The organism is Arthrobacter sp. SAFR-023 (genome assembly GCF_051965295.1).
In the GTDB taxonomy this organism is placed as follows: Bacteria; Actinomycetota; Actinomycetes; order Actinomycetales; family Micrococcaceae; genus Arthrobacter.
Genome location: NZ_JBQCMF010000019.1, coordinates 1 through 11,771, shown reverse-complemented (window position 1 = coordinate 11,771; position 11,771 = coordinate 1). Strand labels below are relative to the sequence as shown.

Below are 11,771 nucleotides of genomic sequence, written 5' to 3'. Positions count from 1 at the left end.
TGTGGATGAGTACGCTCCCGTCGCATATTCTGAAAGACAAATCGAAAATGTGAGCTGTATAACTGGGTGGAGTTGTAGACGAATGGTTGAAGCGTACGAGGAGCAGGCGGTTGTGCCGCTGGACGAGGTTGACCGCAACATTATCGCCGAGCTCACGCGTGACGGCCGGATGTCTGTGACGCAGGTGGCCGAGAACGTACACATTTCCCGGGCTCACGCCTACACGCGGATAGCACGGCTGACAGGCGAGGGTGTGCTGACGAAGTTTACGGCACTTGTGGATCCGATCAAGGCCGGCCTCAAGTCCTCCGCTTACGTCACGCTCAAGGTGCAGCAACGCTCGTGGCGAAAGTTGCGTGAGCAGCTTCGCACGATCCCTGAAGTGCACCACGTCGCCCTTGTTGGCGGAGACTTCGACGTCATCCTTTTGGTTCGGGCGACAGACAACGTGCACTTAAAGCACGTGATCTTTGACCAACTGCAGTCGATGGCAGGGGTGCTGGATACACAGACGTTCCTGGTGTTTGAGGACGTGGATGCACGGTAGAAACTCAAAAGCTTAGGCAACAAGCCCCCGACCTTCCGAAAGTACGCCCGCGTCTTGTTGAGCAGAAAGGCAAACAACGGCTATCTGTGAGCAAGCGCCAACCGGTCGGCGATGTATTCTTGCCCCGCGCTGCTCGGATGCGTACTGTCTGAGCTGATAACCCTATGGCGATTCTCTGGAGTTATCCAGTTGTCGGTCAGAACGTCGATATACCGAAACCCCCGCGACTCCGCGCCGCGTTTCAGATACCTGTTTATGGTGTAAGCCTCATGAGGAACCCCTTCGACTCGCGTCCAAAACGGTCCCACTATCACGACGTGCCTACCCACCGAGCGAGCCGAGTTCAGTGTCTTATCAACGGCCAAAAAGACTTCATCCATCGAAACCAGTCCGGTGACCACATTCCACGTGTCGTTGTATCCGCCAGTTATCAGCAGGTTGTCCGCGGACACTGGAAGCAAGTCCTTGAGCCGATCCGGATAACTGCTACTACCGTTGCCGGCCGGACGAGCTACGTAGCCGGTTCCGCTTTGTCCATCGCAATAGCGCACAGACCAGCCCATGTGATCGGCTAACAAATGAGGAAAAGTTCCCTCGGCAGGTACATAAGGTGCTCCGGTAACGAAAGAATCTCCGAGTACTGTCAAGGTCTCCTTGTTGAACTTGGAACGCGAAGCAACTCGTATGGACAGCTTTCTTTTGGCAGTGTTCCTAACGACTTTGAGCTTCTCGACCACCCGCATACTTCGATTATAAAAGAATCTAGGTGACACCTTACGCTGCGTTCAGTCCGGCATCGCGTTATCAGCCTGAACACGGTCAACTCACAGAGAAAGAAACGTCTCGGAACGTTGAAGACCCAGCACGTGCTGCGAGACGCCGATATGATCCGGTCGCGTTAGCACGCATCACCTGCTACTAAGGCTTCAACGCCGACGAAAAGCTCGAGCTCAGGTAAGGAGACAGCGTTTTGGCGAAAGTTGACGTGAGGTGCGCTTCCGCGTCGCGGTAAACGATGACGTGACCAATTACGGATGGACATAATTTCTCCGTGCACAGGAACGGCGACATCTGAATGAGTCGAGCTCCGTCCACCAGGGATGCAGCCTTGACGAGTGGATCAAGTGAGCCCGTGGCCTCTGCAACGTCAGTGCCGCATTGGGTGTTTTTCACATCAAAGCCAATGCGTGTAATGCATGCCAAAGCGTCATCGCTGACTAACGGAACATCTCCAACAGCAATAATTCTCGTTCCGCGGTCCGCAGCAGGCTTCCAGGCCGCGGCCAACATCTCGGCAGCGTGGTCCTTATCCTCCCCCATTTTCGATCGGGAAGCAGTAGTGATAATAGCGTCATACTTTTTCCCAGTGTCGACGCGCTTTTGTATCTCCTGCATAACTTCGTAACAGTCAGAGTCCGGCTCGAGCTGCATCCATGGACAGCCGTATCCAACAAAAACATCCAATTTCCAGTTCTTTTGTTCCAGAATTGGTTCAAGAGAAGGAATGAGTGAAGCCGCGTGGCTGTCCCCGATGAGCGCCACACTTAGGGCATCAGACTTAGACGACCCGATGCTGCAGGTTGCCAACGGCTTCCCTTGAGCACGCCAGCATGCGAAGGCAGATCCTGTGTCTTCCGCATAACGATCGACCTGCGGTTGGATGATGCCGCCCAGTTTGTCCGCATCGCACGGCCTATCCGTTTCCATGGCGGCGGCACCAAAGCAAGTAGTGGGATCCGTAGAGGCTTTCGACGCCGGCGCTAGGGGCGCTCCAGACTGCGGCTTTACCGCGGCGGCGGCAGTGCTATCGGCGGCAGGGAGTGTCGTCCGGACCAGGGCAGAGGTTGCCACCAACGCTGTAGCAACGAAAAGCGCCGTGAGGCCGACATATTTCCACCCTTCACGCACTGGCGCAACGTGATGATTTCGTCGCAAGCGGCGCAGGTTTTTTGTCGACTGAAGTTGCGCGTGGGTTTCTCGACGAAGTGGTACGAGGCCACGGACAGCACAGCGCTGACCGCAAGAGCTGTCAAATAATAGGTCGGGTTTCCGTCTGGCATAAAGGCGACTAGCAGAATAATTACGGGCCAGTGCCAAAGGTATAGCGAATAAGAGATATCACCTAGGTACCCCATGACTCTATTGGTCAGAAGCCACAGCGAGGCAACACGCCCGCCAGTGCCAGCGACAATAATCGCTGCCGTTGCCGCTACGGGGAAAGCAGCGTACGGGGCTGGAAATCCTGCCCCAGGTGAAACATACAGAACAGACGCTATCAACCCGCCAACTCCCAACCAAGCGAGAACGGGGCGTAGCCAACTGGGTAGTTTTGTGAGAATTGGGGCCACGACGGCAATCAGCGCACCTATGCCCAACTCCCAGGCTCTCGAGAACGTCGAAAAATATGCCCAGGTCGGACTCGTGGCCGTCTCCAGCATGGCCCAAGTGAAGGACGCAATGATAATGACCACCATAAGCAGCGCCATCGCCGAGCGGCCGGTCCGAGCACCACGCGTCCTCGTCGCGACAACCCAAGCCACAAGCAACATCAGCCAAGGCCAGATGAAGTAAAACTGTTCTTCCACTCCCAGCGACCAAAAGTGCTGAAGTGGCGAAGGAGGCAAGCCTTCTTGGAAGTAGTCCGTACCGCCAATTGCGAACTTCCAGTTGCCAGAGAAGACCAAGGCCCACAGCGCATCAGCCCTTGTCGCGTCAGCTCTGGAGACCGGTAGGAGGAAATATGACGCGATGCAAGTCACGAGAAGCACGAGTAGGGAGGCGGGGAGAATGCGCTTTGCGCGGCGTTTGTAAAACCCAATAAATGAAATGGATCCCGAGCGCTCTATGTCTTTGATGAGCAGTGACGTGATGAGAAAGCCACTAATTACGAAGAAGATATCAACTCCGACAAACCCGCCCTGCGGCCACGAGAGCAGGTGGTCAAAGACTACAGCCAGGACAGCGACCGCTCGAAGGCCCTGAATATCAGCTCGAAATTGCGATGTGTTTTGCGGCGCGACCGCAGGCAAGGCGGCACGAGCGGTGAGAGTGGACTGCCCCATTTTTCCCCCTGGTTAGATTCAACAAAATGCGGCAGTGCCATGCTGGCTGCTGAGCACGTCCGTCATCTTAGTGCGAGGCCGAGCACTCTAAAAATCGAGCGCCGCAGTTGTTGTCCTTAAGCCATAGGCACTGCGGTCCGAGATCGAGTCAGGCTTGTCCGCGCAACGAGTGCTCCCCAGAACGTCAGAGAGGCCCATTCGCAAAGCATCGTATGGCGCGGTCGACGCGGTGTCCGCACATAGAATAGTGCAGTGCTAACAACAGTGCTGGTCGCAACAGGTGCAGTCACCTTAGTTGTCCTCATCCAACTCGCCCGGAAGGGGCGGTTCGAATGGGACTTTGGCAGTCTGCTGATCATCGGTGTGGGGTGGGCGTATCAGGTCCCCACAATAGCTGCGAAGCTTACGGACAGTCAGGTTTACCGTATTGGTCCCCTCGGAGAAAAAACAGTAGCTGGACTGGGGTGGGCGGATAGGCTTGTCTCCCTCAGCGATTACGCAGCGCTGGCGATGGCCGTGGTCGCGATCCTAGTTTCAGTTGCCAGGGCTGAACGCTTGTCGTGGGCCCCGGTCGCCATACCGATGATAGGGATCACTCTCGTCGGCACTTTGGTCACCGCAATGAAAACGGCCTCGTTCCCATCAGGCCAGCCGCTCATGCTCATCACCCTTCTGGTCGCCTCCGCCCTAGTCCGGACTTCAAAACGTGCTGTGGTGACAGGCGTGTCGATCTTGGTCCTCAGTTCAGTTCTAATGAGCACCGTCATCGCAGTCCTGCGGCCGGACGCCGCCATCCAGCAGTGCGTGGACAAATGTACGTTCGCGGGGGAAATTCTTACCGGAGGTTTCTCACATGGCAACGGTTTGGCGCTCTTCGTTACCTTGGGGATTGTCTTCACGTGGCTTGTGGCGAATGGAAAATCTCAGCTTTGGATAACGGGATATTTGTTGCTGATAGTGGCCCTTTCAGGGAGTCGCACATCCCTAGTTAGTGCAGTCCTCACCGTCTTTGTCCTCACCGTGACAAAAGCTTCACTGGTCCGCGGCCGCGTCACGGGACGTCGATCCATCTTCGGAGTGGTTGCAGCGCTTGGCGCATGCATCATCGCACTTATCGTGGCCCTCATCCCGCATGAGGATACGTTCGTAACGGGACGAGGATACCTTTGGCGGCTCGCGCTCAGTGTCTATCAAGAAACCCCAGCCTTCGGCGCAGGCGCCACTGCATGGTCAGAGCTTTTTGCCGATCGCGCGTTCGGGGCAGCCGCAGCGTATTCCACACACAACATGTGGATCGAGGCGCTTCTCATTTCTGGCACTGCCGGCGCGTTGCTGATGGCGACATTTATTTACATCAGCCTCGTCCGGGCGAGGTTAGAGCAACGTCTGATCTTGGCGCCAGTCTTTGTGGGGCTATTTTCGCTCGGTGTTTTTGAGCGGCCGTTGTCGATGACGCTCGTCGATGGATTCACTTGGGCACTGCTAGCCATCGTCATGGCTTCCTCCGTGGGCCGTAGATCGCAGGAGGATCAACATGAAGCGGAAGTGTTGACAGCGGACGTCAAAGTTCAGCCGGCAGTCCTGCTTCCCGGCTGGGCCACCAGCGGCTTTCACCCAGCCACAACCGGCAAACGAGAAGGCGTTCACTCCAGCTTGCGACGGTGTTCCAACGACAACTGTCTACGGCACGGTTGACTCAAGTTGCAGGCGTGCTGGGTGATGCGACATCTTCCCGCAGATAGGCCGCAGGTTCACACCTGAACTTGTCGCAATCTGCTGGCTACTTCAATAAACTGCCGCCATCTGCTAAGCACGCGCCGTTGTTGGTCGCTGCTGCCTTCTTGAATTCGTGAGCATAGTGTGAGTCCAAAGCGGGAAGTTAGGGCTCGCAACCCACCTCTTGCCCCGTTCCCAGGGCCCCCTCCTGCTCCCGTGCTTCGAGAGCGAGACCGACTCCACTCCGACCGGGCACGCGAGATGACAGCGACTTGGTTCGCGGCGCGGGAGAGGACTTGTTGCTGTCAAAGACGCTTTCCAGCATGAGTGGTTCCAATCTGCTCAGTGAAGCTGAGGGTGAAAGTTGACGGGTAGAATTGGCTGGACCGCATGAATAATGCCGTTCGGGGGACTCAACTGTTCGACGTCCCTTGCCATCGACACAGGGGGGCCCTGGTTTGGACTTACGCGACTACTTGCGCATTTTGCGTCGGAACTGGCTACTGATAGCTGCCTGCACGTTACTTGGGGTCCTCATCAGCGGCGTCATCTCGGTCCTAGCGAAGCCGACGTACGAAGCGGAGACACAGCTCTTCGTTGCTATACAAAGCTCAGGGTCCGTCCAGGAATTGCAGCAGGGCAATACGTTCAGTCAGGCGCGGGTCCAGTCCTATGTGAAGACGGTGGATTCGCCACTAGTACTGCAGCCAGCTATCGACACCCTCGGTCTCAGCGTTTCGGCCGAGCAACTCGCCTCGCAGGTAACTGCCACCACCGACCTTAATACAGTCCTGATCAACATCACTGTGGCCGACGAATCGCCCGTTCAGGCGGCGGCCACTGCGCAAGCCGTAGCCGACAGCTTGATCAAAACCGTCGACACTCTTGAGCAACCCAAAACGGGCGGGTCCTCCCCTGTCAGCCTCTCCATTACAAAACCTGCCAAGGCGCCTACGCTTCCGTCCTCCCCGAATACGCGGCTCAATCTTGTGATTGGGGCTCTGGCCGGACTTCTGCTGGGCGTTTTCGGCTCGTTCCTGAAAACTAATTTGGACAACAGGATTCGAGGAGAAGCTGATCTAAGGCGCGTCACAACAGCTCCCATTCTTGGCGCCATATCGTACGACCAAGATGCCACCCGCAAACCGTTGCTAACGCAGACTGCTCAACAGAGCCCGCGGGCGGAGTCTTTTCGACAGCTGAGGACCAACCTGCAGTTCGCCAACGTCGCCGGGCATGCCCGGACCGTATTAGTGACCTCCTCGATCCCGGGCGAGGGAAAAAGCACCACGGCTACCAACCTCGCCATTGCCATGGCCCAAGCGGGGCAAAATGTGTGCCTCATCGACGCTGACCTTCGTCGTCCCATGGTGAACGAATATCTAGGACTCGACCGAAGCGCAGGACTGACGACGGCTTTGGTTGGGACGGCCGACGTCGAGGACCTACTGCAGCCATGGGGAGAAGATAATCTCTTCGTTCTTACTTCGGGGCAAATTCCTCCAAACCCCAGCGAGCTATTGGGCTCTGAGGAAATGAACCATCTGATTTTGCGACTGGAGGAGAAATTTGACGCCATCGTGATCGATGCACCATCACTCTTACCAGTGACAGATGCGGCCGTGTTGTCCCATCACGTCGGTGGCGTCGTCGTTGTCGTCGGCTCACACAAGCTGAAGTCACAAGAACTGCAAAAATCGCTCAACGCATTGGAGCTGGTGGGCGGTGCTGTGCTTGGGGTCGTTCTCAACCGACTGCCGAGCAAAGGACCTGACGCGTATGCCTACAGCTACTACAACTATGAATCTAAGGTCGATGCGGTCCCATCTCGTCGGATCAAATCTTCGACGTCCTCGCCCCCTCCGCGGTCCGCGGACCAAGGAAGCGATTTTGATTCCATTATCGCTGGCGGGCAAGAAGGTCGGAACGTAAGGGCCTATCCAAACGCGAGCTTGAACAGGAAATAGCCGGCCTGGTCCCAGTTGGGCCCAACTACTATCCTCGGCCCTCATCTAGAATGAGTGGACTGTGGCCGAATAAGGAGCCGAATGAACTCCGCGGAGTCTCTGCACATTGTGATCGTTGAACACCTGGATCCGCTCAACTTGGTTCCGGGAGGAATAGATTCCATCATCCACGACATAGTTAAGTTTTCACGCCCGGAAACTAGCTTTTCGATTGTAGGAATAGCTACAGACCCTCAGATTGAAATTGGGAAATGGCAACCTATCCAGTTCGCCGGCAGAGATGTCCGTTTTCTGCCGGTTTTGCAACTGGATCGCATGTCTCACCACGGAATAGCTCGGTTCGCCCCTCATTCGCTGTTGTTCGCAACTGGGCTAATGAGGCATCGCCGAAGCCTACCGGCCGCCGCTTATCACACCCACCGGATCGAAACAGGCTACCTTCTTCTGAAGCTGCAGAAGGGACCGATTGTGCAATTCATACACAACGATTCGAATGGCCTGCTGGGAGCTGGGTCTGATTCCATATGGCGCAGGGCTCCTGCCTTATATCGCCGCCTTGAACGCAGCGTTGTGTCCGACACCTACCGAACTGTCCTCTTCAATAAGACTGACAGCTCCCGCCTGGCGAAACTTCGCAGTGACCTCATTGTTAGCCGAACATGGTTTGATTCAGATGTCTTTGTGCCTGATAAGGCTGGTTCGCGTGCCAACGACAGCGCCTCTGCGAATGACATAGAAATATGCTGGATCGGACGAATTGACTCCCAGAAGGATCCACATCTAGCCTTGGAAGTCTTAAGGCATTTGACTGCGAATGGTTTGCGCGCACGCCTGACCATGGTTGGCGACGGCGCCCTTGCAGCGAGCGTTAGCGCCAAAGCACGGGAGCTCGGTCTTGACGCACAGTTCGACATGCTCGGGGCAGTATCCAGAGCAGAAGTCGCTGATGTCTTGGCACAGAGTCACGTGCTGTTGATGACTTCACGGTACGAGGGATCCCCGGTCGTACTGCTGGAAGCAGGCGCCTCCGGCCTCCCAGTTGTCGCTACGGAAGAGTCCGACCCGGATCATGCGCTTCAAACCGGCATCAACGGCGAACGTATTCGCGGCCGCGATGCAGCCGCCCTTGCCGCGGCGCTATTAGCAGCCAAGGACTATTCACGGCCGGCGTGCAGGCAAATAGCTGAGCAAAGGAGCGGAAAATCAAGCGTTCCGATGCTGTTGGACCAAGTCAGCGGCGGAGAAGTCTAGTTCGGAAAGTACCTATCTGATACTCCCCTCGGTCACCAGCCGCTAGGGATCAGCGCTACTAACTTGCCAGAAAGCAAACAAGTTGATCACAAGCAAACTGTCATCAGGTCCTCGTGGGCGTGCCCTTGCCGATGTAGCGGGTTCAACCGCTGCGCGGGCCGTATTGATGCCTATATCAGCCGTCGCGGTTTTGTGGTCGTCGAATTTGGTTACCCAATCAAAAGGTGTCGAAGGATTTGCGCTCTTTTCGATTTTCGTGGCCTTGCCCTACATGGTTCCAATTTCCGATTTCGGCATTTCGGTATCAATTACTGATACTCTGGCTAAGAATGGACCTTCCAGTGCAGAATTTCGGTTTGTCTGGAAGCGCACGCTTATACTTCTCGTCGCCATAGCCCTTGTTACCGGTGTTATTGCTGCAGTCCTCGCCTTGAGTAACCAGTGGGGCAACATCCTGGGGCTCCCACACGACGATACGGCCGACGTTGCCGGCCTCGCCATGATGCTTATCATGGCTTTGGGTATCCCGCTCGGTGCAGGGCAGAGGGTCATGCTCGGATTAGGTCGTCAGACTACAGCGACGCTGCTCGGGTCCTCGTCTGGGTGCATTTCGCTTGCCATGGTTTGGCTTACCTTGTCGTTTTCGACTCCGGACTATGCGGTTCTGGCGGTTGCTTATGGGTTAGGACCCCTGCTAACGCAAACTGCGATTTTTGTGATTGCGGTCCGCAGCCTAAAGGAGAAATGGCGGGTCAGCGAACACGCAGACCAGGCTCGCCCCGTTCGCATCCTGAAAATGGCTCTGCCCATGGCAATTCTCACGGTCGCGCTTCCCCTGACGTATCAGACAGATCGCGTTTTACTCACCCACTTCGCAGACCTAACCCAGGTAGCTGATTATTCTTTTGTCAGCATGTATTACATGCCTCTACTTTCTATCATCACCATAGGAAGCCAAGCCCTGTGGCCTCTGTACATGAGGATGCGGTCTAGCCCTCGGCGGCTCTCAAGGGAGTTCAAGCGTGCTGATAGAGTTTTCAGTGCTCTGGGGGTTGTAATGATGCTGGGGCTGGTCTCTGTGGGCCCAGTAGTTACCCGGATAGTGAGCGATGGTAAGGGTGACCCCCCCCTTGCTCTCTTCATTGCTTTTGGAGTAATGATCCTATTGTTTGGCAGCAACGCTTCACCGGGCATGCTTCTGATGGACCATGAAGGCAGAAGGATTCAAGCCACGGGTGCATGCCTCCTTCTGACTTCAAAGATCTTCCTAAGCACCGTTTTCATACCGATGTTCGGTGCGACGGGGGCTGTTATCGCAACCCTATTGCCGCTAGGCGTTTGTATGATCATTCCGACCCGCATCCTTGCCACACTACGTCTCCGGAGGGACGCTTCTTAGTGACTCTTTTAGAAAGTTCCTATTTGGCCGCGGACTATCGACGCATGCAGCCGGGTAGACACCTGAGCTTCCTTCGACTGATAGACGCCTGCTTAACCAATCCAGGAATGCTGGCGTGCGCAATCTTCCGGATACAATCGTTTGCCTGGAGTCGTGGACAGCTGCGATTAGCGAGAATACTTAGGGTTCTCAACAATGCATGGACAGGCGCAGACATCTTGCCCGGATGCATAATTGGGCCCGGCCTCCTCCTTCCCCATCCCAACGGTGTTGTCATCGGCCGCGGTGTCATAGTAGGCGAGAACTGTACGATTCTTCAATGTGTCACCCTCGGAGAAAAGTACGCGGATGGACAGGGGCCACACAACTACCCCAAACTCAGCGACCATGTCGTCATTGGCACGGGAGCGAGTGTCTTAGGTGGCATTAATATAGGCAAAGAGTCTGTGATCGCAGCCAATTCAGTGGTTCTCAAGGACGTTCCAGAGTGTAGCTTGGCTGCAGGCACACCAGCAGTAGTCATAAAGAGCCTTATATCAGACCTTCACTAGTATTTGGCTCTGCTCTTCAGTAGCCAGTGAGAATTGCTCGAAGACGCCCCTTAACGCAGCCGAGTGGGCGGATTCTAAGGGTGATGCAACACCTCAGGTCAGCCCGACATCACGGCCCTTGGCATTTGGCCATGGTTGGGGGCGTTCTATCGATACGGGCGGCGACCGCCGGTGGCGTCGGCATCTCTGCCCATAGATGGTGAAACTGGGGAAGCCTCGTGCGGGCCAGTCCGCACAGGCTTCCCGGACTAGCCCGGAACGAGGTCCAGCAAACATGGCGATCCCGTCGGCGTAGCGCACTGGTCTGCCGAAACACGGATGTCATGAAGCCGAACCCGCCAGCGGCCATTGCCCACGGCACGACGCCAGCCCGGGCAACCCGTCACATCTTCTCCGGTCGCGACGCCCAGAACCAGACCGGTCCTGGTTGTCGTGACGGAGCTGGCGTGGACGCCCTCAACACCGGGCAGAGCACCCGCGCGTGCACCAACGGTCACGGGGACAAAGACATAGAGTTATTCATATCAGGGTCTACTTTTGGGTATTGCTTTGCTTGGTCTCAACCATTTCAAAGAGGCTGTTGACGCCAGCCGAAAATAGGGCCAAATACGCCAACTGAAAATGAGGCCACTGACCATTATGGAATGGTGATCACATTGGATGTTTGGGTGCAGATACGCCACCGATACGCGACGGAGAAAATCTCCAAGAGGGAGCTGGCTAAACAGCTCGGGGTTTCCCGGGGAACGGTGGACCGGGCGTTGGAGGCGGAGCGGCCGCCGAAGTATGAGCGGAAGCCGGCTGGTTCGAGCTTCGATGCTTACGCGCCGCAGGTGCGGGCCTTGTTGGTGCAGACGCCGACGATGCCGGCCTCGGTACTGGCCGAACGCGTCGGCTGGACGGGCTCTGCATCCTTGTTTCGGGACAAGGTCCGTGGACTCCGGCCCGAGTATATGCCGGCGGATCCGGTGGACCGGCTGGTCCATGAACCGGGCCAAGCGATGCGGTGCGATTGGTGGTTTCCCCATGAGCCGCTGCCGCTGGGTCACGGGCAGGAGGGCAACCCTCCGGTGTTGGTGATGACGAGCGCGTTCTCCGGATACATCCACGCCAGGATGCTGCCGACCCGCACGACCTTTGATCTGCTGGGCGGGATGTGGTCGCTGCTGCAGGAGGCCGGTGCAGTGCCCAAGCAGCTGGCCTGGGACAACGAATCAGGGATCGGCCAGGGGCGGCTGACCGAGCCGGCGGCGGCGTTCGCCGGCGTGCTGGGCTGCG

At 56.5% G+C, this 11,771-nt stretch carries 8 protein-coding genes and 1 pseudogene; 6 read left to right on the top strand and 3 right to left on the bottom strand.

The window, feature by feature from the left end; translation table 11 throughout:
• Positions 1-82: 82 nt before the first annotated feature.
• Positions 83-547, top strand: coding sequence for an Lrp/AsnC family transcriptional regulator (locus ACTHQX_RS18440; RefSeq protein WP_440158706.1), 465 nt, complete (start codon positions 83-85; stop codon positions 545-547).
• An 80-nt stretch (positions 548-627) separates the two neighbouring features.
• On the opposite strand, the gene ACTHQX_RS18435 is transcribed toward ACTHQX_RS18440, so the two are convergent.
• The 3 genes from ACTHQX_RS18435 to ACTHQX_RS18425 form a co-directional block, all read right to left on the bottom strand.
• The gene (locus tag ACTHQX_RS18435) at positions 628-1,290 is read right to left on the bottom strand and encodes an SGNH/GDSL hydrolase family protein (RefSeq protein ID WP_440158707.1); all 663 of its coding nucleotides are present in this window, start codon (positions 1,288-1,290) and stop codon (positions 628-630) included.
• 175 nt (positions 1,291-1,465) lie between these two features.
• Positions 1,466-2,254 carry an SGNH hydrolase domain-containing protein gene (locus ACTHQX_RS18430; RefSeq protein ID WP_440158708.1) on the bottom strand — a complete coding sequence of 263 codons (789 nt, stop codon included), beginning with the start codon at positions 2,252-2,254 and terminating at the stop codon, positions 1,466-1,468.
• Positions 2,255-2,331: 77 nt separating this feature from the next.
• Entirely contained in the window at positions 2,332-3,609 is a 1,278-nt protein-coding gene (locus ACTHQX_RS18425) for an acyltransferase family protein (protein WP_440158710.1), read from the bottom strand.
• 252 nt (positions 3,610-3,861) lie between these two features.
• On the opposite strand from ACTHQX_RS18425, the gene ACTHQX_RS18420 reads away from it, so the two are divergent.
• From ACTHQX_RS18420 to ACTHQX_RS18400, 5 genes and pseudogenes are all read left to right on the top strand, one after another.
• Entirely contained in the window at positions 3,862-5,304 is a 1,443-nt protein-coding gene (locus ACTHQX_RS18420; protein WP_440158711.1) for an O-antigen ligase family protein, read from the top strand.
• 479 nt (positions 5,305-5,783) lie between these two features.
• On the top strand, positions 5,784-7,292 hold the full coding sequence (locus ACTHQX_RS18415; protein ID WP_440158712.1) for a polysaccharide biosynthesis tyrosine autokinase: 1,509 nt from the start codon (positions 5,784-5,786) through the stop codon (positions 7,290-7,292).
• 81 nt (positions 7,293-7,373) lie between these two features.
• Entirely contained in the window at positions 7,374-8,543 is a 1,170-nt protein-coding gene (locus tag ACTHQX_RS18410) for a glycosyltransferase family 4 protein (RefSeq protein ID WP_440158713.1), read from the top strand.
• Positions 8,544-8,748: 205 nt separating this feature from the next.
• Complete coding sequence (locus ACTHQX_RS18405; RefSeq protein ID WP_440158714.1) at positions 8,749-9,942, top strand: oligosaccharide flippase family protein; 1,194 nt, start codon at positions 8,749-8,751, stop codon at positions 9,940-9,942.
• A gap of 1,195 nt (positions 9,943-11,137) precedes the next feature.
• Positions 11,138-11,771, top strand: a pseudogene (locus tag ACTHQX_RS18400) (IS21 family transposase); the annotation flags it as partial.